The sequence below is a fragment of the Altererythrobacter sp. KTW20L genome, from assembly GCF_023501975.1.
GTDB lineage: Bacteria > Pseudomonadota > Alphaproteobacteria > Sphingomonadales > Sphingomonadaceae > Alteraurantiacibacter.
The window spans coordinates 42,110-64,525 of sequence record NZ_JAMFLH010000011.1; the positions used below are offsets into that span (position 1 = coordinate 42,110).

Genomic DNA, 22,416 nt, shown 5'->3' on the forward strand with positions numbered 1-22,416 from the left:
TTCGCGAGCCACTAGGAAAACCGGCCTGTCGCGGCAATGAACAGGACGCTTCAATCCAGCAGTTTTGCGTTTAGCCGTGCGGGAATTGTGCCAGTTCTTCGTAACTTGCGCCGGCGGCTGACAGGTGACTGCGGAACAGGCCGAAGTGGCTCACCGTGAAAAGCTCGCTGTGCAACCGGGCATGGCGGGCAAGCCATGCCGGGACTTCGGGCGCGGGGTGTGAGAACCGGGCGAGGGTGATGTGCGGCGCAAAGCGGCGATGGTCGGGCTCCAGCCCGGCGGACTGGCAAGCCCGTACTACGCGCCTCCGTAGCGCATCCAGCGCCTCGCTGGCGGACAGACCGGCCCAGATCGCCTTCACCCGCCCCTTGTGCTCGAAATGCCCGACCCCGGCAACGGCCAGGGCAAAAGGCGAGAAGGCCACGCTTTCGAGGGCACTGGCTAGGTCCTGCGCGCTGTGCTCATCGACATCGCCGAGGAAGGCGAGGGTGAGGTGCAACTGTTCCTCGTCCTGCCACCGGGCGCTTTCGATGCCTTCCATCGTGTCGATCAGCAGGTCGATCACCGGCGGAGGCGGACGCAGGGCGACGAACAGGCGCAGCATGGTGGGCGGGTTCAGCTTGCCGGGCAGGTCAGGGCAGCGGGGCGCAGCGGCTGAGATCGCCCCGTTGACACGCGGCTACATCGGCCCGCCAGCGGTCCATCGCGGCTTCGTGTTCACGCTCGCGCCGCAGTCGTTCGTCCTCGTATGCTTGCTGGGCGGCTGCTTCCTCTGCCTTCATGCGGGCAAGGGTCGCCTCGTGCTCGCGCATCTCTCGTTCGTAGCGTTCCACATCAAGGCGGCTGGCTTCGTTCTCGGCCAGTTGGCGAGCGGCGAATTCGGCCTGTTCGCGATTGAGCTTTGCCCGTGTCTCGGCCTCAGGGTCGGGCGACTTCGCCTCATCCTCAAGGTTGGCGAAGGCGTCGGCCACGCTGGCGGGAGCCTTTTCCTGTGCGGCCACAGGCGGCGCAACAACCATGCCCGCCGTGGCCAGCGTCAGCGCAAGGCAAGTGTGAAGGGTACTGTGCATCGGTGCAGACTCCAGTGGTTGTTCTGTCCTCCCAGTCTATCACGAACCCGTTCCATCATGAACAGTCGGGGCCGTATGCGCGGCTTTTTCACGGCCGGGCAGGCAGCTGAATGGACAAGCGCCGTGTTATTGCCCGTCGAGCGACAATGATCCGAATGTCCTTGGCCTTGCTTGCCATTCTTACCTGCCCGATGGCTTCGCAGGCCGCCGTTTCGCAGGCAACGGACGAGGCAGCGCCCGGCGATGACGTGCAAGTCGTACTGAGCCCCGCCGAACTGTTCATTTTCGCCGATAACGCGCGCGATGCCGGGATTTCGTGACGATCAATAGCGGGCTGTCCGCTTTCGCCGGTACGGGAACGATGCTGGTCGATTTCGCCAATCTTTCGGTAATTACTGTACGTGAACATTCCCGACCTGACCTTCAGCGAATTGTTCAGCGGCAGTTCGGCGCGCATTTCCACCACCCTGAACATCCAGGGCACGGCGCTGGAAGGTGGCGCTTCACGCAACTTCGGCACCTTCGCCTATGACAGCCTGATCGAGGGCAATACCATCAGCACGGCATGCAACCGCTGCGGATTGCGCGGGACCTTCTACGGCCCCAAAGCCGACGAGGTGGCCGCGATCTTCGGGATCAGCGCCTTCAATGGCGAGGCGGGCGGTCCGCCGTCCACGGAACGGACTGATCTGGACGGGCTATTCCTTGGTAGGAAGGCACCTTGAGCGCCGCCATGGCACCGGCTGTACGGGGATAGCAGCCTTCCTGCCAATGACGAGGGGCCGCGACAACCGAAGCTGCCGCGGCCCCTGTCGTTTTGGGGTTCAGTGGATCAGAAGCTGAACCCGGCTCCGGCGGAGAAGCCACCCTTGCCGCGTGTGTCGAGCGTGCCACCCGCCTTTACCACTGCAGCGCCATCGTTAAGCGTGGTCGATGCGCCGATGGCGAATGCGGTCTGCCCGCGGAAGTGACCGATCGCTCCGCCGACCATTGAGCGACCTTCCTCCATCGTCTGCGGGATGCCGGCAAAGGCCATCGCTGCGGCCGAACCGGCAAAGGCATCGCGCCGCAGCCGTTGCACGTCCGAGCCCAGGTTGCCGAGATCGAAGCTAAGCGCATTGAACCGTTCGTCGGTATAGCTGCGCGCATCAGCCAGGGTCGAGGCCAGCCCGGCCTGCATCTGTCCGAGGTTCACCGCATCGGTGGCAGTCAGGCCATTAGCTACGTTGTGCACCCGCACCGGCAGGCCAGGGTCAGCCCCCACGAAGGTGACGTCGTTGGTTATGGTGCCGCCGTTGCTCTGCGTGGGGTTGTCGGGGTCGGAATACTGCACTGCCACCACAGTGCTACCGGCCAGGTTGTTGTTGATCGTGGTGATCGCGGTGGTGTTTTGCGTCACCTGCTGGTTGGTGGCAAACAATTGCCCGCCATTGACCGCATCGGTCGATCCGGCAGAAAGCTCTCCGGCCGCCACGGTGGTCAGCGTGGCCGCTCCGCCACTGGCCGAAACCAATGCTACCGTGTCGGTCGGAACAGTGCTGGGGGTCGATCCATCGGCGTTCGAGACATAGCGGATCGGGACATTGGCCACCTGCTGCTGCAGCACGGTGACATTGCCTTCGTTCACAGTAAGCCGCGTATCGACATTGGCGATGTCGGTGGTGTTGGTGGTGACCCGCGCGTCGATGTTGGTGACATCGGTCTCAAGGCTGGCAATGTCCCCTTCGTTGACGGTGACCCGCGCATCGATGTTGGTGACATCTGTTTCCAGATTGGCGATGTCGCCTTCGTTGACCGTGACGCGCGCATCGATGTTGGTGATGTCGGTCGTATTTGTGGCCACTTGCTGGTTGGTCGCGAACAATTGCGAGCCGTTCACCGCTTCGGTCGATGTGGCATCGAGAGCGCCTGCCGCAACGTTTGACAGTGTCGTGCCACCAGCCCCGTCGAAGGTGATCGAGGTGTGGCTCGCATCGTCATAGCGCACGGCATCGGCACTGAACGCCTGCAGGTCGGCGATATCGGACGTGTTAACATCCACATCGGCCCGCAGGTCGACAATGTCGGCCGTGTTGGTCGTCACGCTGGTCTGCAGGGTGGTTACATCAGTCTGCAACGTCGTCACATCGGTTTGCAGCGTGGTCACATCGGTCTGCAGAGTGCCGATTGCGGCGGTGTTGCTGGAGATGTTGGTGGTGTTGGTTGCCACCTGGGTGTCCAGTGCAGCGATATCGGCGGTATTCGTGGAGATATTTGTCGTGTTCGTTGTCACCTGCGTGTCCAGGGCCGCGATGTCGGCCGTGTTGGTCGCGATGTTGCCGCCATTCACGCTGATCGTTGCGGTGTTCGTCGCCACCTGGGTGTTCGTGGCGAAGAGCTGTGAACCATTTACCGCATCGCTCGATGCCGCACTGACTGCGCCGTCTGCCACATTGGTAACCGTGGTGCCGCCTGCTCCACCAAGGGTTACCGAGGCCTGCGTTGCGTCATCGTATTGCACGCCAAGCGTGCCGAGATCGGCAATGGCATCGAGTGCGCCCTGGACTTGCCCCACGGTTGCCGCATCGGTCGCGGCCGTGCCGGGCGCGACATTGGTAATCTGGCGCAAGGCTCCGGCAGATCCTACCGACACCGAGCCGGCGGAATCGAAAGTACCTGCAAGGCCCGGGGCCGCGTAACCGGTTTGTGGGCCGCGATCCGCAACCGAACCGGCGCCCAGCGCGACACTGTTGACGGCCGTGGCTGAAGCGTCGGTGCCAATCGCCACCGCGCCGGTTGCTCCCACCGCCGTGCTGGCATTGTTGCCAAAGGCGATTGCATCGATTTCACCAGCCGTTGCCGCCTGGCCGTTGGCACCAAGACCGGTGATTGCATTGCCGCCGATGGCAATGCCACCTTCCTGGTTCAGGGCGAAGCCGTCTGCTGTCACGTTGCAATCGTCCGAAGCGGTGATGACGTTGCCGTCGGTATCGAGGATCTGCAGGCTGATCGGGTCACCAGCAGCGGCATCGGCCAGGATCGTGGTCAGGTCGATATCAAGGTCAGTGAGGGAAGCGAGCGGGGCCAGGATCAGCGTCACCGTCGTGAGGCCGTTCACCGTGCTCTCGACCTGGTTGACGATCGGCTGGTTAACCGCACCGATGATCTCGGTGACTGCCGAGCGGGGCAGGGTGATGCCGGTGCACAGATCGACCACGGGCTGCAAGGTCTGGGCCTGGGCCGTTGCTGTGAACGACCCCGGGGCGACGATGGCCATGGTTGCCGATGCCATCAGGCAGGCCCGCAGGCGATTTGTCTTGTTGATCCTCACGATTGCTCTCCTCTTGATCTCCCGTCCAAGAAAAGTGCTCTGCTATCGCGAGCGGAGGTTGCAATGAAAAGGTTAAAAAAAGGTAAACAGACATAGTTAACAAAGAAATATAGCGTTTATTTAAAGTAAGTTATAAAACTTTCATTATGGTCTAGCATGAAACAAAAACGCGTCGAACCGCTGTCGGGCCTGAAACTATGCAGATCGTTGCGCGTTGTTGGCGCCTGTGCCCGCGCAGTTTGGCGGGCGTACTAGGGCTGGCAGTTACAGGGACACAAAAGAACATTCCGACGATTGGCGAATGGTCCTCTCGCCAAATCGCAGGACGCTTCTGGTCACTGATTGACTCGGGTGAACATTTGCGGAACATGGTTCATTCGCCGGGCCGGAGCGATCCTGTTCTTAAGCCCTACTGGACTTAGTCGAACACAGGCACCACATCGCCGCCATGGCACTCACCCACATTTCCGTCCGCGGCGCCCGGGAGCATAATCTCAAGGGCATCGATATCGATCTGCCGCGCGATGCGCTGATCGTCATCACCGGTCTGTCGGGCAGCGGCAAGTCGTCGCTCGCCTTCGACACGATCTATGCCGAAGGGCAGCGGCGCTATGTCGAGAGCCTGAGCGCCTATGCGCGTCAGTTCCTCGAGATGATGCAGAAGCCCGATGTGGAGCATATCGACGGCCTGTCGCCGGCGATCTCGATCGAGCAGAAGACCACGAGCCGCAATCCGCGCTCCACCGTGGCGACCGTCACCGAAATCTACGACTACATGCGCCTGCTGTGGGCGCGGGTGGGCGTGCCGCATTCACCCGCCACCGGCCTGCCGATCAGCGCGCAGACGGTCAGCCAGATGGTCGACCGGGTGATGACCCTGCCCGAAGGCACGCGCGCCTACCTGCTCGCGCCCGTGGTGCGCGGTCGCAAGGGCGAATACCGGCGCGAGCTGGCCGAATGGCAGAAGGCCGGCTTCACCCGCGTCCGCGTGAACGGCGAGGTTTACGAGATCGCCGATGCCCCGCTGCTCGACAAGAAGTTCAAGCACGATATCGAAGTGGTGGTCGATCGCATCGCCGTGCGTCCGGGGATCGAGACGCGGCTGGCCGACAGCTTCGAAACCGCGCTCAAGCTGGCCGAGGGGCTGGCCTTTGTCGATCTGGCCGATGGCGTGGTTCCGGGGCGCGAGGAGGAGGCCGCATCGGGCGGCAACCTCAAGGGCGCAGGCCTGCCGCCCAACCGCATCGTGTTCTCCGAGAAGTTCGCCTGCCCGGTCTCCGGCTTCACGATCGAGGAGGTGGAGCCGCGCCTGTTCTCGTTCAACGCCCCGCAAGGCGCCTGCCCGACCTGTGATGGCCTGGGCGAGAAGATGCTGTTCGATCCGCAGCTGGTGGTGCCCAACGAAGGCCTCACGCTGAAGAAGGGCGCGATCGTGCCCTGGGCCAAGTCCAACCCGCCAAGCCCCTATTACATGCAGGTGCTGGCCAGCCTGGCCAAGGCCTACGGCTTTGATCTCGACACGCCGTGGAACGAGCTGGGCGGCGAGGTGCAGCTCATCATCCTCTACGGCACCGGCGGCAAGAAGGTGGCGCTCACGTTCAAGGACGGGCGCAAGGAATATACCGTCGAGAAAGCGTTCGAAGGCGTGATCGGCAACCTCAACCGCCGCCTCATGCAAACCGACAGCGCCTGGATGCGCGAGGAGCTGAGCCGCTTCCAGACCGCGCAGCCGTGCGAGACCTGCGGCGGCGCGCGGCTGAACGAGAAGGCGCTGTGCGTGAAAATGGCGGGCAGCGACATCTCCGGCCCGGTGCGCCTCTCCGTGTCCGATGCGCTGGCCTTCTTCACCGACCTGCCGGACAAGCTGACCGACACCCAGAACCAGATCGCCAGGGCCATCCTGAAGGAGGTCGTGGAGCGGCTCGGCTTCCTCAACAACGTCGGCCTCGATTACCTCAACCTCGATCGCACCAGCGGCACCCTCAGCGGCGGCGAGAGCCAGCGCATCCGCCTCGCCAGCCAGATCGGCAGCGGCCTGTCGGGCGTGCTCTACGTGCTCGACGAACCCTCCATCGGCCTCCACCAGCGCGACAACGACATGCTGCTCGCCACGCTGAAGCGGCTGCGCGACCTCGGCAACACGGTGATCGTGGTGGAGCATGACGAGGACGCCATCCGCGCCGCCGACCATATCGTCGATCTCGGGCCGGGCGCGGGCGTGCATGGCGGTGAGGTGGTGGCGCAGGGCAAGCTGAAGGATATCCTGAAGGCGAAGAACTCGCTCACCGCCGCCTATCTCAACGGCACGCGCGAAATCGCGATTCCGGCCAAGCGGCGCAAGGGCAGCGGCAAGAAGATCACGGTCCACGGCGCGCGGGCCAACAACCTGCGCGATGTGACCGCCACGATCCCGCTCGCCACCTTCACCTGCATCACCGGCGTATCGGGTTCGGGCAAATCGAGCCTGACGATCGACACGCTGCAGGCCGGCGCCGCCCGCGCGCTCAACAATGCGCGGGTCATTGCCGGCGCGCATGACAGGATCACCGGCCTCGAACACTGCGACAAGGTGATCGAGATCGACCAGAGCCCCATCGGCCGCACCCCGCGATCGAACCCGGCCACCTACACCGGCGCCTTCACCCAGATCCGCGACTGGTTCGCCGGCCTGCCCGAAAGCCTGGCGCGCGGCTACAAGCCGGGGCGCTTCAGCTTCAACGTGAAGGGCGGCCGCTGCGAGGCGTGCCAGGGCGACGGCCTGATCAAGATCGAGATGCACTTCCTCCCCGATGTCTATGTGACCTGCGAGGAATGCCACGGCCGCCGCTACAACCGCGAAACGCTGGAGGTGAAGTTCAAGGGCATGTCCATCGCCGACGTGCTCGACATGACGATCGAGGACGCGGAGGAGTTCTTCAAGGCCGTGCCCCCGATCCGTGACAAAATGCACATGCTGAACGAAGTCGGCCTCGGCTATGTCAAGGTCGGCCAGCAGGCCACCACGCTATCGGGTGGCGAGGCGCAGCGGGTGAAACTGGCCAAGGAACTGGCCCGCCGCTCCACCGGGCAGACGCTCTATATCCTCGACGAACCGACCACGGGCTTGCATTTCGAGGATGTCCGCAAACTGCTCGAAGTGCTCCACCGGCTGGTGGACCAGGGCAATTCGGTGGTGGTGATCGAACACAACCTCGACGTGATCAAGACCGCCGACTGGGTGATCGACCTGGGGCCGGAAGGCGGCGTGCGCGGCGGCGAGATTATCGCGGTCGGCGTTCCCGAAGAAGTTGCCAAGAATGAACGGAGCTACACCGGCCGCTATCTCCGGCCTCTCTTGGAAAAGTGACACGGGAACGAGCCTGCCCCGGATTCATTCCGGGGCCGGAGGACGTGGCGAAGGAGCCGCGGTCCTATACGGGGCGGTATCTGGCACCGATGTTGTGATTTTGGCATATTTGTGGAGAGGTATACGAGCGAACTTATAATGGGGGATTCTAGTGGCCAACTTCATCGAACTTGCAAAAGCGCTTGGGTGGCCAATTGCGATAATTATCGCAGCAGTTTGCATCCTCGTCACAATTTTCAGAATCACTTCTAAAAAGGGGTCGTTGAAATTCGGCGTAAAGGATTGGTTCAATCTTGAGACAGATTCCCAGAAGAGCGTCACAGCGACTGCGGACAAATCCGTTACCTCTGAAGACGAGATAACCTCTCGACCAATTTCTGGCAGTGGGATTGGCGAGAGAGACGAGGATGGCGTTCTCCAACCAGAGAAAGCGGGCCCGGTCCACTTCTTCCTTGCCGGCTCAATTGAAGAACTCGATTCAGCGTTTTCGAGCTTTCGCATTACCGAAAGCTTTTCTAAGGATCCTGATTTTTGGCAGTGCACCTATATAAATAAGAAGCACGAATTAGGTGTGCTGAATGAAGATGTAGAATATCAAAAATTGGCGGCTGCTAATCCTACTTGGGTATGGCCCTTAATTTATCTTATTCGGCGCTACGTTCGGCTTCATGAGGCGGAAAAGGCAAGCGATTGTCTGGAGCAGGCGCTTATTCGCTCATCAGAGGATAATTTGCAGTACGTTCTGAGGGAAGGTGTGCGAATGCATGCCACGCTGTTCAGCACAGATCGGGCCTTTCAGTTCGTGGTCAGCAGACTGAAAATTTCAAGTAGCGATATTGATATCTCAAGCATGTTTCGAGAACTATCTAGTGTTATTCAAACAGATAATATTTTCGATACGATATTCTACAGAGAAATTGCATTATCATTGAATTTCGATAAGAATGAGCTGTTTGAGATAGCTTACGCTTATGGCAGTATTCCTGATACGAAGCTTGTTTCCTTTGAGAGGTATCGAGAGCTTTACTGTGCAGATGATGGATACATCAGCGCCGCAAATAATATGGGTGTTATAGTAAGTGACAATACAGCGGTGGAGACCGACTATTTCGAGAGAGCGATAAAGAGTGGTGATGCTATGGCGCACGCAAATCTCGCAAGAAATCTTGCGCATGCCGGATATATTGCGCGCGCCGAGAAGGTTCTTGAAGATGCTTTTAGTTTGCACCTATCGACGGAGGCGGAGGCCGCTCTTGCGGATGCGAAGGTCAAAGTTAGTGTTGCTAGGAAGAGAGTCGATGAGGAACGCGACAAGCTCGAGAAACATGCTCGTGAACAGGACACCAAGTATAAGTCGCTAGTGTTTTCTGCTTTCTCCTTCTTGAAGGCCGGTGGAGATTATTCGATTGAGGGGCTATTCATCTCAGAAGACAATGAAATTGGGATAAATGGAACGGCAGACGTCCGCGTTGGAATGCAGGTTGGAGAAGAAATTCATTTGGGAGTTTTAGCTGCAAGAGGGCTCTGCTATGAAGGAAAAATTAATCGTAAAGGTGCTGGCCTCTTGGATTTTTCGGAAAGAAGAGTGATTGCCGCTCGCGTATCTGATGATGAGGTCAGGGTTATTTTGTTCCCGATCGGATTTTCACTTGATAGCAAATCTCGCGTAATTTCCCTCCGCCGTGTTGTTAGCGATCATCAGCAACTAGAAGAACAAAAAGATATGATGGAGCGATTACTGTTGGAGGTAAAGCGCTAGCCCCTTTCCTACACCCCCCAATCCATGCCTTACCCGGTTGCCCCTTTCCGCAATCCGTGAGGCCTCGCCGTGGCTGCTCCTGTTCCGTCCGCCCGCTTTCTCTCCACTACGCCGGGGGAGTGCTCGGTGCCGGGGGAGGACCTGGTGCGCTGGCGGGGGCATGTGGCGGCGGGGCGGATCGGGGAGGGGTGCGCGGTGGCGCCTGAACCCTGGTGCCAAGATCCCTGGTGGGCGTCCATGCCGCCCGACCAGCTCGCGCGGCACCTGGCTAACGAGGCCCTGATCCTGGGGCCGGATCATCCGCGCGGGCTGGCGATGATGCTGCGGGCGGCGGGGGTTGTTTTGTGAGGTTGTGCTTTGGCGCCCCCACCCCTTGCCCCTCCCCTGAAGAGGAGGGGGATAAGAGATTTCTCACGCAAAGGCGCGAAGGGGAGGGGCTTTTGCCCGCAATATTCGTCATCCCCGCGAAGGCGGGGATCCAGTTGCGGAAGGGGGACTGGATTCCCGCCTTCGCGGGAATGACGAAGTGGGGCGCGGGAATGACGAAGTGGGGCGCGGGAATGACGAAGTGGGGCGCGGGAATGACGAAGTGGGATGCGGCGGGAAGTTGGGTTGGGCGCGCAACGGCGCTACGCGGGGAAAGAGGCGCAAGTCTCCCGGGGGGGGTGTCACTTTGTCCACTTGGGCGCAACATGCTGGGATTGCACGAAAACAGGGCGAAAACGAAAGTGACACCCTGTCACTTCTGTCACCTTTGTCCGGCAGGCGGGAAGGCTCAGTCTTCGAGCAGTTCCAGCGCCACCTCGGCATGGCCGGGGCGGATCAGGCCGAGTTCCTCGGCGGCGGCGCGGCTGACGTCGATTTCGCGGCCGCGGATGAAGGGGCCGCGGTCGTTGATGCGGACCACCACGCTGGCGCCGGTCGCCTCGTTCGTCACGCGGACCAGCGATCCGAAGGGCAGGGTGCGGTGTGCGGCGGTATAGGCGGCCTGGTCGAACGCCTCGCCGCTGGCGGTGCGGCGGCCGTGGAACTTGTCGGCATAGTAGCTGGCGCTGCCGGTGCCGAGGGGGGTGGCGAGCGGGCTGGCGACGGGGGCCGCAAGTTCGGCAGCGGCTTCGGCGCTGGGCTGGAAGCGCAGGGCAGGCGGCGTGGTGGCGGCAACGGCAGGGGCCAGGGCGGCGGTCTCGGTGCTGACCTGGGCCTGGCCGGCAGTGCCAAGGCCTACGCCAAGCGCCACGGTGGCGGAGAGGGCCAGGAGCCAGCGGACCTGGGTCCGGGTGGCGCGGGGCCGGGGGGCTTCGGGTCCCGTCATGGGCAAGGCGGATAGGCGGGTGGGCGCGCGGATGCTACCCGTCGGGGCTCTGTCTGCCTCCTTTGCGCCACAATTGGTCGTAATCCGGAGGACAAGTGCGGGCGGACTCGGGGTGCGGGCGGGGAATGGAGCGCACAACAGAAATGGGGCCGGCATTGCTGCCGACCCCACTCTCACCGGCGTGTGGACCGTGCCGAAGCATGGTACTTTGCGCCTGGCGTGTCGCCTCATGGCTCGCCCGAAGGTGGGCCGCTTGGCTATGTCGCCCGGCGCTCGCGCCGGTGCCGGATCGTTGCCGTGGCCGGGTATGATGACGGGTTTTACCCCGGATCTGTCCCTTGCCGCGTGGCGGTCCGAGACCGGGTTGCTCTGCCTGCCGCCTCGAACGGAGCCGCTTTTGCCAGGGGGCTTGGCGGTTCCTCGGCGGCCGGAATTGCTGTCCGGCCTGTCCGGCAGTTGGGCCTTGCGCGGGGTCGATCAGTCGGGTTTCGGATTGCCCTTGCGGGTGTTTCCGGCACCTTCCCTAGTCCGCGCGGTGGCTTTCCCGCCGCGTCTTTCACTTCGGCCCTTCCGGTCCGGATCGGCAGGCGATCCTTCGTGGGAGCGGGTCTCCGTGGCTGACAAGTGGAAGATGCGCCGCTGTCCTGAGTCGGGCAATATTGCGCGCGCCGACTTATCCACCGCACGCAAATTGCGCGGTGGACAAGGGTGGATAAGTCAACGGTTCGTCGCAGGGTGCGGAGCGTTTACGCCTTGCGGTCGCGGCTGGCGAGGAGGCGGAGGCGGAGCGCATTGAGCTTGATGAAGCCCGCCGCATCCTTCTGGTCGTAGGCCCCGGCGTCGTCCTCGAAAGTGACGTGGGCTTCGGAATACAGCGAGTGCGGCGACTTGCGGCCGACCACGCTGGCCATGCCCTTGTAGAGCTTGAGGCGCACGGTGCCGCTGACCTTCTGCTGGCTGAGGTCGATCGCGGCCTGCAGCATGTCGCGTTCCGGGCTGAACCAGAAGCCGTTGTAGATCAGCTCGGCATAGCGCGGCATCAGCTCGTCCTTGAGGTGGGCGGCGCCGCGATCCAGCGTGATCTGTTCGATCCCGCGATGGGCGCGGGCGTAGATCTCGCCGCCCGGCGTCTCGTACATGCCGCGCGACTTCATGCCGACGAAGCGGTTCTCGACCAGGTCCAGCCGGCCGATGCCGTGCCTGCGGCCAAGCTCGTTGAGCGCGGTGAGGAGGGTAGCGGGCGACATGGCTTCGCCGTTCAGCGCCACGCCGTCACCGCGTTCGAATTCGATGGTGATGTACTCCGGCGCGTCGGGCGCGTCCTCCGGGTTGACGGTGCGCGAATAGACGTAGTCCGGCGTCTCGACCCACGGATCCTCCAGCACCTTGCCCTCGGACGAGGTGTGCAGGAGGTTGGCGTCGGTGGAGAAGGGGCTGTCGCCCTGCTTGTCCTTGGGCACCACGATCTGGTGCGCTTCGGCCCAGGCGATCAGCGCGGTGCGGCTGGTGAGGTTCCACTCGCGCCACGGGGCGATGACCTTGATGTCGGGATCGAGCGCATAGGCCGAAAGCTCGAACCGCACCTGGTCGTTGCCCTTGCCGGTGGCGCCATGGGCGATGGCATCGGCGCCGGTCTCGTGGGCGATTTCGACCAGGCGCTTGGAGATGAGCGGGCGGGCAATTGAGGTGCCCAGCAGGTAGTCGCCTTCATAGCGGGCATTGGCGCGCATCATGGGGAAGACGAAATCGCGCACGAATTCCTCGCGCAGGTCCTCGATATAGATGTGGTTGTCGGGTATGCCCATCAGCCGCGCCTTGGTGCGCGCCGGTTCGATCTCCTCGCCCTGGCCGAGATCGGCGGTGAAGGTGACCACCTCCAGCCCGCGCTCGACCGAAAGCCACTTGGCGATGACGCTGGTGTCGAGGCCGCCGGAGTAGGCAAGGACAACACGCTTGATATCGGACATGTGAGGTTCCCGTCTGCAAAGTCGCGGCGCGCCTAACAGGCGGCGGGGAGAGTCGCAACGCCGTTGAGGTCAGCGGACCTCGTCGGCGCCCAGGTGCGGGTTGTTGCGCGTGACATAGTTGAGCCAAGCGCGCGGGCGGCGGACCATGTTGGCGGGCACATCGGCGCGGATGCCGATCAGTTCGGCCATACGGGCGACGAAGTGGACGCAGTTGCGGGTGTCGAGGCTGTAGTAGCGCCCCGGCTGGTTGCGCCAGGTCTCCACCTCCTCGCGCAGGCGACGGTACTGGGCATCGGTCAGCACGACGCTGAAATGGCGGTTGGTGCGGCGGATCTGGTCCGGCTCCTCCACAACGATGTCATGCTCTGCCGGGCCGCTGATCGCCTGGGTGGTGGACTTGGCGGTGAAGCCGAAGTTCTCGTTTACCACCGTGCCGGTGTCATCCAGCGTCCCCTCGAACACCACGAAGGTGTGCGGGAAGCGGCCGAACAGGACCGACCCGTTGAACGAGTGGAAATGCACGGTGACCGCTGCCTGGGCGGGCAGGGCGGCAAGCAGCATGGCCAGCGCAGCGGCCAACAGCAGGGCGAGGTGGCTGGATGGCTCGCGCCAGCGGTGGAACAGGGAGGACATGCTTAGGCAAAATCCCCGAGCCGTCCCGCCGCGTCAACCCGCCTTGTCGGACGGCTTCGGGAAATCGCGCAGCAGCGCGGGGAGGTACAGGCCGAGCGCTCCTGCCCGCAGCAGGTAGCTGGCAGAGAAGGCAATCCATACGCCTAGGTTGCCCGCGCCGCGCAATGCCAGGTCGAGCGCAAGATAGAGCGCCGCCGCGATCACCGCGGCGTTGCGCAGGGCAACTCCGCGGGTTGCGCCTATGAACACGCCGTCGAGTAACCAACTGGGCATGCCGAGCAGCGGAATGGCGGCGGCGAACGGCAGGTAGCGCGACGCTTCGGCCCGCACAGCAGGGTCGGTGGCGATAAAGGCAATCAGGTGCTCGCCCAGAGCCAGGAACAGCAGGGCCAGCACCAGGCCTGCCGCCAGCGAGAATTCGCTCGCCAGCCGCACACTGCGCACGAAGCGCGGCTTGTCGCGCCCGCCGATTGCATGGCCGACGCGCGCCTCGGCGGTAAAGGCGAAGGCATCGAGCACGAAGGCGGCCAGGCTGACGAACTGCAGCAGCACATGATTGGCCGCCAGTTGCACTGCGCCGAGCCGTGCCCCGGCATTGGCGAACCAGGTGAACATCAGCAGCATGGCGAGGGTCCGCACCATGATATCGCGGTTGACGACCAGCAGCCGGGCCAGTGCTGCCCTGTCGGTGAGAGTGCCGGCCGGTACGGTCCGGATCATGGCGATCAGGCTGCGATCCAGCACGCGGCCCATTAGCAGCAGCCCGGTGACAAGCGCAGCAAGTTCCGCCAGGGCCGTGCCATAGCCGACGCCTTCTGCACCCATGCCCAGGCCCCAGACAAACCACAGGTCAGCCCCAATGTTCACGGCATTCATCACCAGTTGCAGCACCAGCGCGGCGCGGGTGCGGCCAAGGCCGAGCAGCCAGCCGGTGATCGCATAGCTACCGAGAGCGGCCGGTGCGCCAAGCAGGCGGGCGGCGACATAGAGATCGGCCTCGGTGGTCACAGCCTCGCTGCCCGAAAGGATGGCGAAGGCGGCGGCGCGCAGGGGTATACTGGCGGCGAGCAGTGCTGCACCGATAACCAGCGCCAGGACTAGCGCGCGCAGGGCCAAGGCGCGAACCTCTGACGTGTCGCCGCGCCCGTCGGCCTGCGATGCGAGGCCGGTCACGCCCATGCGCAGGAAGCCGAAGCTCCAGAAGATCATGGTGATGACCGAAGCGCCAAGCGCGACACCGGCCAGGGCGGCGGCATCCCCCGTGCGCCCGATAACCGCCGCATCGACCATGCCGACCAGCGGAATCGACGCCTGGCCCAGCATGATCGGCCAGGCTTGCTGGAAGATCGCGCCGCGGGTCAACGCGGGCGCGGAGGCGGCTCTATTGGTCAACTGGAACTATCCGGCAGTGCTGTTGCGCGGGCTATGGCGCGGGGGCGAGGCGCAGCACCGCCATCTCCGGCCCGTCGGTCAGCACATAGACCAGCCCGTCCGGACCTTGTGCCACGTCGCGCACGCGCTGGTGCAAGGGCGTGAGCAGGGTCTCTCGGCGCAGTTCGCCCCAGTCCTCGCCGAATACCACGCGTTCCAGCCCGCCGGTGCCGTTCACGCCGCCGCGCCTGCTGCTGCCGATGAACAGATTGCCCTGCCAGGCGGGGAAGGCGTCGCCGGTGTAGTGCAGCAAGCCCGAAGGCGCGATGGAGGGGAGCCAGGCGACAAGCGGGTCCACCATGCCGTCAGCCTGTCGCCGCGCCTCGATGGCACTGCCATCGTAATTGCGGCCCAGCGTGACGGCGGGCCAGCCGTAGTTTGCGCCAGGCTCGATCAGGTTCAGCTCGTCACCGCCGCTGGGGCCGTGTTCGGCGCTGAACACCTCGCCCGTGGGCAGGACCATCAGGCCGTGCTGGTCGCGGTGGCCGAGGCTGTAGATCGCCGGGTGCGCGTTTGGCTGGCTGGCGAAGGGATTGTCCGCCGGGATTGCGCCATCGGCGGTGAGGCGAAGCACCTTGCCATAGGGGCTGGCGAGATCCTGGCCTTCCGGCCCGAACGGCGCACTGGTGGTGACATAGAGCATGCCATCGGGGCCGAAGGCGATGCGGGTGCCGCCGGCATATCCCGGTTCGTCCACCACGAACACGGTCTCCACGCCGCTCAGCGCGCCATCGGCGAGCTGCCCGCGCATGATCGAAAAGCGGCCCTGCTGCGGTGGTTCGCCTTCGGTGGCATTGGGAACGGGCACGTTCCAGGTCCAATAGACCAGGCCGTTGGAAGCAAAATCCGGGTGCAGGGCGAGGTCGTGCAGACCGAAGCTGCCCTGGGTGGTGCCGGGCAGGGGCATTCCGGCAATCGGCTGCGGGTCCCTTGCCGCCTGCGATGTGGTCGCAGCACGGATCAGGCGCAGATTGCCGCCGCGCTCTGCCACCAGCAAGCTGCCATCGGGCAGGAATTCGAAGGCAAAGGGGCGGGCGAAGCCTTTGGCTACCACGCTGACGGTGATCGGATGGACCTCTGCCGTCTCGAACACATAGGGCGTGTCGGACAGTGGCGGGGAGGGGACAGCGGTGGGCGGTTGCTGGGCGAGAACCGGGGAGGCGAGGAGCGCCAGCGTCGCACAAACTGCAAGCCGGCGCCCCACCATCACCGCTACTCCGCCGCCTGCTTCAGCGCCGGGTCGAGGTGCCACACTGGCGGCTCCTCTGCCGCGCGCAGGCGGGCGCTCTCCTCATAAACGTATTCGCCGGTCATCGGGATGGCATTGCGATCCTTCACGTACTGGATCTGCCAGTTGACCATGCGCCCGTTGCGGAAAGCCTGTTCGGCGCCCGCCAGGTAGAACAGCCACATCTTGTAGAACTGTTCGTCATACATTTCCGTGATTTCCTCGCGGTGCATCACGGTGCGGTTGTACCATTCCTCCAGCGTGTGGCTGTAGTGGAAGCGCATGGCCTCCACGTCCATCACCTGCCAGCCGTGGCGTTCGGACTGGGTGACAAGCTCGCTGAGGGCAGGAATATAGCCGCCGGGGAAGATATACTTGCGGGTCCAGGCATCGGTGAAGCCGGGAGGTCCGGCGCGGCCGCAGCAGTGGCTGAACATCACGCCATCGGGCGCCAGAAGCTCGGCGGTTTTCTGCATGAATTGCGGGTAGTGCGGGGTGCCGACGTGTTCGAGCAGGCCGACCGAACTGATCCGGTCGAATGTGCCTTCGACATCGCGGTAGTCCATCAGCGCGAACTTGACCTTGTCGTCCACGCCCGCTTCCTTCGCCCGCTCCTTGCAGAAGGCGATCTGGTCGGGCGCCAGGGCCACGCCCAGCACTTCGCAGCCATAGTGCTTGTTGAGGTAGAGCGCGAAGCCGCCCCAGCCGCAGCCGATATCCAGCACGCGCATCGGGCGATCCATTTCGCGCGCTTTCTGCATGTACATCTTGGCGGCCATGTGCGCCTTCTTGTCGCGCTGTGCCTGTTCGAGGCTGGTCTTGCTTGGGTCCGCATCGCGGTAATAGCCCATGGTGTACTGCCGGTCCTCATCGAGGAACAGCTCATAGAGGCGGCGGGTGAGGTTGTAGGTATGCTCGGCGTTCTTGCGCGCCTTGCCTTTCAGGTTGACGCTGTCGGCCTTGGCGGCGGCCTTCTGGATCAGCCGCTTCATCGGGCCCTGCGGCTGGAGCACCTTGTCGCCCCGCGCCTTGGTCTGGGCGGTGACGAACAGGATCATGTCGCGGATATCGTGCGGTTCTTCCACGTGGAGCCAGCCCCACATGAACGCCTCGCCCGCGCCGACCTGCGGATAGCGGGCGATATGGCCCGAAGCCTTCTTGTTCGTCAGGCGGATGCGGATCGGCGCATCGCCGCTTTCCTTCGTGGGGCCACCCGGTCCGTATTCATAGACCTTGCCGTCGTGGTCGGTAATGATCAGGCGACCCTGCTTGATCACCTTGGTCAGCATCTTGTCCAGCAACCACATGAGCGGCGCGTCTCCCCTAGTTTCTCCAGCTTGCAAGGTTGGCGACCCCCTTGCGTGGAGTCAATCGCGGCTTATCGCGCGGCGTTTCATTCGCATCGAACCGGCGCGAGGTTAGATCCCCGCATACCACTGGTATCCCGAATCCCGGTCCTCCCAGTAACCGCCCCGGCCGCGCCCGATGTGGTCGAAGCTTTCCACCAGTTCGATGCCGGTCAGGTACTTGGCGTGCTTGTAGCCGAGTTGCCGCTCCAGCCTGAGGCGCAGCGGGGCGCCGTTCATTTCTGGCAAAGCCTCGCCATTCAGCAGGTGGGCGATGATCGTCTGCGGGTGCAGGGCATCGTCCATGTCGCAGCTTTCATAGTAGTCGGCATTGCCAAGCGTATCGGCGCAATGGAACACGGCAAAACGGGCGGCAGGCTGGACCCCGGCCAGCGCGAGGATGCTGGATAGCTGTGGCCCGGTCCATTCGCCGATCGCGCTCCAACCCTCCACGCAATCGTGCCGCGTTATCTGGGTGCGCTGGGGCAGGGCGCGCAGGTCGTCCATCGACAGCTCAAGCGGGGTCGTGACTAGCCCGGTCACCGCCAGCCGCCAGTCTGCAAAACCGTTATCGCGCGAAGCATCGTATTCCGGCTTGCCAACACGGGTGGTGCCGTTGCCCCGAAAATGGGGCGATACCTCGCTGCGGTGGTATTCAGGCGCCATGGTGATGCGGCCTGCGCCAAGTGCGCGGTGAATGCCGCGGTGCCAGTCCTGCGCGCCTTCGACCAGCGCCTTGAAGGTGCCGGTCTTGCCGATCTCCGAACAACCGCCAAGGAATCCCGCGCCCAATGCGGCCAGGAAGTTACGCCGCTTCATCGTCGATCCCTCCGGTAATCATGTCGCCTATCTGCTCGTCCGGCTTCGTCAACAAAACCAGCAGGATATGGCCCACAGTGAAGGCAAACAGCAGCCAGGCGAAGATGAAGTGGAGCGACCGCGCGCTTTGCCGCCCGCCGAACACATCGAGCAGCCAGGGCCAGGCTGCGTTCATCCCCGGGCTGATCGCCATGCCGGTAAAGATCATGCCCGGCAGCAGGATGAATATAACCAGCCCATAGTTCGCCTTCTGCAGGAAGTTGTACTTGGAGCCCTCGCGGCGAAAATCGAACTTCAGGTGCCTGGCGATGTCGGCCCACACGGCAGAAGGCTTCCAATCGCGCCAGCGCGTGACCAGATCGTACCGGAAATGGCCGTTGCGCAAGGCCGCAATCATGAACAGCAGCAGGCCCAGCGAGAAGACCCAGGCGAACAGCACATGCCAGTCACGCGCGGCGGCGAGGCTGTAATAGCTCGGGATCGTCATCCAGCCTGGGAAGCGTGGCACTTCCAGCCAGGCCTGTTCGGGCATGAAGCCCCAGTCGCCCCAGTAGAGGTAACGGTGGGCGTTGGAGATGTTCAGGCCCGACATGAACAGGATGAAGAAGCTCAGCGCATTCACCCAGTGCCACAGTCGCGTGCTGAGCGCATGGCGTTTTTTCCGGGTCGTGCCGCGTTCGGCCATGGTCACTTCTCCTCCCGCGCCAGATACAGCACATCGCGCGGCTGTGACAGCAGGTGTTGGCCGGAATCGACGAACAGCGCCTGGCCGCTGGCGAGCGGGGCCGTGGCCAGGAACAGCGCGGCATCGGCCACTTCTGCTGCGGCAGTGCGGCGGCCCAGCAGGTTGAGGCGGTGGGATTGTTCGGCCTCTGCCGGGGTCTGGTCGTGGCTCGGCAGGATCGCGCCGGGGGCGAGGCGATAGACCCGGTCAGTCGCGGCGCAGGACATGGCCAGCATCTGCGCCGCAGCATCGACGGCGAACTTGCTCATCGTGTAGCTGAAGAAATCGGGGTTGGGGTTGGCCAGCTTCTGGTCGGTCAACTGGATCACCCGCCGACCTCCGTGCAAACGGGCGCGGGCGAAAAAGGCCTGGGCCATGGCCGCCGGAACCAGCGCGTTGACCTGCCAGGCGCGCGAAGCTACTGCCGGGTCGAGCGCGTTGGCGGCGTCTTCCTCGAACAGCGAGGCATTGGCGACCATCACCCGCCAGTCTTCCAGCCGAGCGGCGAGACCTTCCACCAGATCCTTGGCGGCGGAAGCATCGGCCAGGTCGCACTGCACCACCTCTGCCGAGGGCAACGATGCGGCAAGCGCGCGGGCCTCGTCCACAGAGCGGTGGCAGTGGATCACCACGTGCCAGCCTGCCGCACCGTAACGACGGGCGATTTCGGCGCCGATGCGCCGTGCGGCTCCGGTGACCAGGACGGACTTCAAGGCAGGCTGGGTGACCATCAGGATCGGGTAGTAACCTCATTCGGGCGCCAAGCCAAAGCCGTCGCGGACAATCCGATCGCTGGCCTGCTAGAAAAACGTCCGGAAATTCCGGACAGAGTCATTGTGCACCGGCCCGCGCGGCAATAGGATACGGCAAAAGGGGTGGCCTTGCAGGCAAGCGGGGCCGGTCACGGGAAAGGACAATTGATGAGGTTTTTGGGGGCGTTGGCCGCAAGCGCGGCACTGGCTTTGGTTGCAGGGGCATTGCCCGCAAGTTCCGCGCTGGCGCAGGACGCACCGGCTGCCGCTCCGCCGGCACGGCCGGCGGGTCCGCCGCCTCTGCCCGCCGGGCCATGGGACTATCACACCAGCGCTGGTCCAATGCATGTCGAAGTGATCGCCCGCGGGCTCGACCATCCCTGGAGCCTGGCCTTCACGCCAGATGGCGACATGCTGGTTACCGAGCGCCCCGGCCGCCTGCGCATCATCCGCAACGGCGTGCTCGATCCTACGCCGATTTCCGGTCTGCCGACGATCTTCAACCTCGGCATCGCCGGTCTGACCGACATTGCCCTGCACCCGGATTTCGCCACTAACGGGCTGGTCTATTTCGCCTATTCCGCGAACAACCCGGCCAATTCGGCCGAACAGGCGCTGGTCGTGGCGCGCGCGCGGTGGGACGGCGGTGACAGCGTTACCGACTGGGAGGAGATTTTCGTCGCCTCGCCATGGTATGGCGCCCAGACCCCGGCCGAGCGGTGCTGCGGGCAGGGGCCGGCCTTCGGCAGCTTCGGAGGTCGGATCATGTTCGATCCCGATGGCTACCTGTTTATCACCAGCGGTGATCGCAACTATGGCGAGATGGTGGCCGATACCACCAGCCACTTCGGCAAGATCCTGCGGCTGAACGACGATGGCAGTGTGCCGGCCGGTAATCCCTGGGTGGGCCGCGAGGGCCATGCGCCCGAGGTCTGGTCCACCGGCCACCGCAACCCGCTGGGGCTAACCTACAACACCCTGACCGGCGAGATCTGGGAAAGCGAATTTGGCCCGCGTGGCGGGGACGAAGTCAACCGCATCATGCGCGGCGGCGATTATGGCTGGATGAGCGTGACGCAGGGCTTCCACTATGATGGCACACAGCAGCAGTTTATCCGCAACCGCCCGGGCAAGATCGATCCGGTGCTGGCATTCGGGCCGCCCTCGGTGAATCCGGGCAACCTGACATTCTACGATGGCGACCTGTTCCCCGCCTGGCACGGCGACATGTTCCTCGCCAGCTTCACGCAAGGGTTGCTGCGCTACGACACGGACCAGACCGGCACGCCGGTGGGCGAGCCCGAGCATATGCTGCGCGACCTTGGCCAGCGCTGGCGCGATGTGCGTACCGGGCCGGATGGCGCGATCTACCTGTTGACCGACATGACCGACGGTGCGGTGATGAGGGTTGCGCCGGGGGGCTAGGGCTCAGCCGCGCGCCTCATCAGGCATCACATTGTAGCGCCGCACCTCGTCCTGGCTGAGACAGTACCGGGTGCTGGCGTTGCCCTCGGTCTGCACCGCCTGCTGGCGATACATTACTTCGGTCAGAAGCAGGCGGCTGATGCCCATGCGGATGAGGAAATCGTTGTCCTCGCTCGCCAGCATTGCGCTTGATTGTTCGATCCCGGCGATCAGTTCGGTGGTGGCCGCGGTGCCGTCCATCACGCTTTCGCTGATCACGCTGCGGTCACTGGTGTGGGTGAACATGTGGACCATGAAAATGCCGTCCGGTTCCACCACGCGCCGGTCGCCGCCCATGAACATGAAGTTGCAAGCCGAAAAGCAGGTCCAGCCTGCCGGGATACGGGTCAGCATGCCGGTGTAGGAGCGGATGATCCGGCCCGCCTCGTTACCTGCGCGGGCATCGCCCCCGCGCGAGCGCAGCCACACTTCGCCGACCATTTCGTCGGCCTCGATCGCGGCGCGCAGGCGGGCAGGCAGGGTCGCGTCGATCATGCCATCGGCCACCAATACGCGGTAATCGCCCACATCGCGCGTTGTCAGGCTCATCGCCGTGGTCGGCCCCCAGTCGGGCTGGGCGGGGCAGCTCGGATTGTCGGCATCCATCGGCCCGGCACCCAGCAGCAAAGCCGCAACAGCGGGCAGGGCAAAAATGCGGAAGGCCCGCATCATACGGCGATCGAATAGCGCGCCGATCCGGGGCGACGGCACATGCGCTTGTCGGCGCGGGTCTCCTCGCCCGATACGATGATCACGTCGGATACGGTGATGCATTCGAGCCCATCGGCCGATCCATCGGCCGCGCCAACCACGGTGGACGTGCCCGAAACATCGCTGCGGGTGTTCGATTGCCAGCTGGACGACGTGCCGATCACAGGGGCGCCAAGGCCGTCCTCGCCCGTGCCGCGGGTTGCTTCCAAGGTGGCATCGGCTGCCTGCTGCTGCTCCTCGGGATCTAGCTTGCAGGCGATGGCGGTGGAAAGCTGGTCGGAAAACTCCGCCATCGGAACGAAGGAGGAGACGCCCGCACGGCTGGCCGCGTCACGCGCCGCACCGCCCAGCAGGTTGCCGACAATGCGCGATCCCACGTTGCTCGAACTGCCGCTGGCGCAGCCTTCAACCGTGGCCGCCTGCACCGCGTTGCGGCCGCGCAGCAGCCCGCCAAGCTGCGCCTGGGCGGGCAGCGAGGTTGCCAACAGGGCAAGGGATGCGACAAGCGATCCGGCGAGCGGGAGGGTCATCTGCATAAAACCGG

19 protein-coding genes are annotated in these 22,416 nt (G+C 63.8%); 5 read left to right on the forward strand and 14 right to left on the reverse strand.

Translation table 11 applies throughout. The features are described from left to right. Positions 1–70: 70 nt before the first annotated feature. Positions 71–604 carry an RNA 2',3'-cyclic phosphodiesterase gene (gene thpR / locus M3P36_RS11900; protein ID WP_249703790.1) on the reverse strand — a complete coding sequence of 178 codons (534 nt, stop codon included), beginning with the start codon at positions 602–604 and terminating at the stop codon, positions 71–73. Positions 605–632: 28 nt separating this feature from the next. Next, positions 633–1,070: a hypothetical protein gene (locus tag M3P36_RS11905; RefSeq protein ID WP_249703792.1), complete on the reverse strand. Its 438-nt coding sequence runs from the start codon at positions 1,068–1,070 to the stop codon at positions 633–635. Positions 1,071–1,261: 191 nt separating this feature from the next. Between M3P36_RS11905 and M3P36_RS15200 the strand changes: the two genes are divergently transcribed. Next, entirely contained in the window at positions 1,262–1,390 is a 129-nt protein-coding gene (locus M3P36_RS15200; RefSeq protein WP_283773465.1) for a hypothetical protein, read from the forward strand. Between the two features lie 81 nt (positions 1,391–1,471). Further along, on the forward strand, positions 1,472–1,795 hold the full coding sequence (locus tag M3P36_RS11910) for a hypothetical protein (RefSeq protein WP_249703794.1): 324 nt from the start codon (positions 1,472–1,474) through the stop codon (positions 1,793–1,795). A gap of 107 nt (positions 1,796–1,902) precedes the next feature. Here M3P36_RS11910 and M3P36_RS11915 read toward each other — a convergent pair whose 3' ends face one another. Beyond that, complete coding sequence (locus tag M3P36_RS11915) at positions 1,903–4,380, reverse strand: YadA family autotransporter adhesin (protein WP_249703796.1); 2,478 nt, start codon at positions 4,378–4,380, stop codon at positions 1,903–1,905. 448 nt (positions 4,381–4,828) lie between these two features. Between M3P36_RS11915 and uvrA the strand changes: the two genes are divergently transcribed. Together uvrA and M3P36_RS11925 are read left to right on the forward strand one after the other, a co-directional pair. Beyond that, complete coding sequence (uvrA, locus tag M3P36_RS11920) at positions 4,829–7,726, forward strand: excinuclease ABC subunit UvrA (RefSeq protein ID WP_249703799.1); 2,898 nt, start codon at positions 4,829–4,831, stop codon at positions 7,724–7,726. Between the two features lie 151 nt (positions 7,727–7,877). Further along, the gene (locus M3P36_RS11925) at positions 7,878–9,485 is read left to right on the forward strand and encodes an SEL1-like repeat protein (RefSeq protein ID WP_249703800.1); all 1,608 of its coding nucleotides are present in this window, start codon (positions 7,878–7,880) and stop codon (positions 9,483–9,485) included. 775 nt (positions 9,486–10,260) lie between these two features. Here the strand turns inward: M3P36_RS11925 and M3P36_RS11930 are convergent. The 9 genes from M3P36_RS11930 to M3P36_RS11970 form a co-directional block, all read right to left on the reverse strand. After that, on the reverse strand, positions 10,261–10,797 hold the full coding sequence (locus M3P36_RS11930) for a septal ring lytic transglycosylase RlpA family protein (RefSeq protein ID WP_249703801.1): 537 nt from the start codon (positions 10,795–10,797) through the stop codon (positions 10,261–10,263). A gap of 746 nt (positions 10,798–11,543) precedes the next feature. Further along, a complete protein-coding gene (locus tag M3P36_RS11935; RefSeq protein WP_249703802.1) occupies positions 11,544–12,764 on the reverse strand; it encodes an argininosuccinate synthase in 1,221 nt (406 codons plus the stop codon). A gap of 69 nt (positions 12,765–12,833) precedes the next feature. After that, positions 12,834–13,397: a hypothetical protein gene (locus M3P36_RS11940; protein WP_249703803.1), complete on the reverse strand. Its 564-nt coding sequence runs from the start codon at positions 13,395–13,397 to the stop codon at positions 12,834–12,836. A gap of 33 nt (positions 13,398–13,430) precedes the next feature. Next, entirely contained in the window at positions 13,431–14,789 is a 1,359-nt protein-coding gene (locus M3P36_RS11945) for an MATE family efflux transporter (protein WP_249703804.1), read from the reverse strand. Positions 14,790–14,820: 31 nt separating this feature from the next. After that, positions 14,821–16,080: a PQQ-dependent sugar dehydrogenase gene (locus tag M3P36_RS11950; protein ID WP_249703805.1), complete on the reverse strand. Its 1,260-nt coding sequence runs from the start codon at positions 16,078–16,080 to the stop codon at positions 14,821–14,823. Beyond that, positions 16,041–17,363: an SAM-dependent methyltransferase gene (locus tag M3P36_RS11955; protein WP_249703806.1), complete on the reverse strand. Its 1,323-nt coding sequence runs from the start codon at positions 17,361–17,363 to the stop codon at positions 16,041–16,043. The genes M3P36_RS11950 and M3P36_RS11955 overlap by 40 nt, the downstream gene beginning before the upstream one ends. A 111-nt stretch (positions 17,364–17,474) precedes the next feature. Next, positions 17,475–18,221 carry a molybdopterin-dependent oxidoreductase gene (locus M3P36_RS11960; RefSeq protein ID WP_249703807.1) on the reverse strand — a complete coding sequence of 249 codons (747 nt, stop codon included), beginning with the start codon at positions 18,219–18,221 and terminating at the stop codon, positions 17,475–17,477. Then, the gene (locus M3P36_RS11965; RefSeq protein ID WP_249703808.1) at positions 18,208–18,906 is read right to left on the reverse strand and encodes a cytochrome b/b6 domain-containing protein; all 699 of its coding nucleotides are present in this window, start codon (positions 18,904–18,906) and stop codon (positions 18,208–18,210) included. The genes M3P36_RS11960 and M3P36_RS11965 overlap by 14 nt, the downstream gene beginning before the upstream one ends. A 2-nt stretch (positions 18,907–18,908) precedes the next feature. Continuing rightward, positions 18,909–19,676, reverse strand: coding sequence for an SDR family oxidoreductase (locus M3P36_RS11970; RefSeq protein WP_249703809.1), 768 nt, complete (start codon positions 19,674–19,676; stop codon positions 18,909–18,911). 189 nt (positions 19,677–19,865) lie between these two features. Here M3P36_RS11970 and M3P36_RS11975 point away from each other — a divergent pair, with 189 nt between their 5' ends. Continuing rightward, positions 19,866–21,122 (forward strand): PQQ-dependent sugar dehydrogenase, encoded by a 1,257-nt coding sequence (locus tag M3P36_RS11975; RefSeq protein WP_249703985.1) that lies wholly within the window; start codon positions 19,866–19,868, stop codon positions 21,120–21,122. A gap of 3 nt (positions 21,123–21,125) precedes the next feature. Here M3P36_RS11975 and M3P36_RS11980 read toward each other — a convergent pair whose 3' ends face one another. Further along, the gene (locus tag M3P36_RS11980) at positions 21,126–21,833 is read right to left on the reverse strand and encodes a COG3904 family protein (protein WP_249703810.1); all 708 of its coding nucleotides are present in this window, start codon (positions 21,831–21,833) and stop codon (positions 21,126–21,128) included. After that, positions 21,830–22,402, reverse strand: a complete 573-nt coding sequence (locus M3P36_RS11985) for a hypothetical protein (RefSeq protein WP_249703811.1) — start codon at positions 22,400–22,402, stop codon at positions 21,830–21,832. Before M3P36_RS11985 ends, M3P36_RS11980 begins: the two co-directional genes overlap by 4 nt. Positions 22,403–22,416: the final 14 nt, after the last annotated feature.

Coding starts and splice junctions, on each gene's coding strand:
- thpR (WP_249703790.1), bottom strand. CDS start 604: ATGCTGCGCCTGTTCGTCGCCCTGCGTCCGCCTCCGCCGGTGATCGAC.
- M3P36_RS11905 (WP_249703792.1), bottom strand. CDS start 1,070: ATGCACAGTACCCTTCACACTTGCCTTGCGCTGACGCTGGCCACGGCG.
- M3P36_RS15200 (WP_283773465.1), top strand. CDS start 1,262: ATGGCTTCGCAGGCCGCCGTTTCGCAGGCAACGGACGAGGCAGCGCCC.
- uvrA (WP_249703799.1), top strand. CDS start 4,829: ATGGCACTCACCCACATTTCCGTCCGCGGCGCCCGGGAGCATAATCTC.
- M3P36_RS11930 (WP_249703801.1), bottom strand. CDS start 10,797: ATGACGGGACCCGAAGCCCCCCGGCCCCGCGCCACCCGGACCCAGGTC.
- M3P36_RS11935 (WP_249703802.1), bottom strand. CDS start 12,764: ATGTCCGATATCAAGCGTGTTGTCCTTGCCTACTCCGGCGGCCTCGAC.
- M3P36_RS11940 (WP_249703803.1), bottom strand. CDS start 13,397: ATGTCCTCCCTGTTCCACCGCTGGCGCGAGCCATCCAGCCACCTCGCC.
- M3P36_RS11955 (WP_249703806.1), bottom strand. CDS start 17,363: ATGTGGTTGCTGGACAAGATGCTGACCAAGGTGATCAAGCAGGGTCGC.
- M3P36_RS11960 (WP_249703807.1), bottom strand. CDS start 18,221: ATGAAGCGGCGTAACTTCCTGGCCGCATTGGGCGCGGGATTCCTTGGC.
- M3P36_RS11965 (WP_249703808.1), bottom strand. CDS start 18,906: ATGGCCGAACGCGGCACGACCCGGAAAAAACGCCATGCGCTCAGCACG.
- M3P36_RS11970 (WP_249703809.1), bottom strand. CDS start 19,676: ATGGTCACCCAGCCTGCCTTGAAGTCCGTCCTGGTCACCGGAGCCGCA.
- M3P36_RS11975 (WP_249703985.1), top strand. CDS start 19,866: ATGAGGTTTTTGGGGGCGTTGGCCGCAAGCGCGGCACTGGCTTTGGTT.
- M3P36_RS11980 (WP_249703810.1), bottom strand. CDS start 21,833: ATGATGCGGGCCTTCCGCATTTTTGCCCTGCCCGCTGTTGCGGCTTTG.
- M3P36_RS11985 (WP_249703811.1), bottom strand. CDS start 22,402: ATGACCCTCCCGCTCGCCGGATCGCTTGTCGCATCCCTTGCCCTGTTG.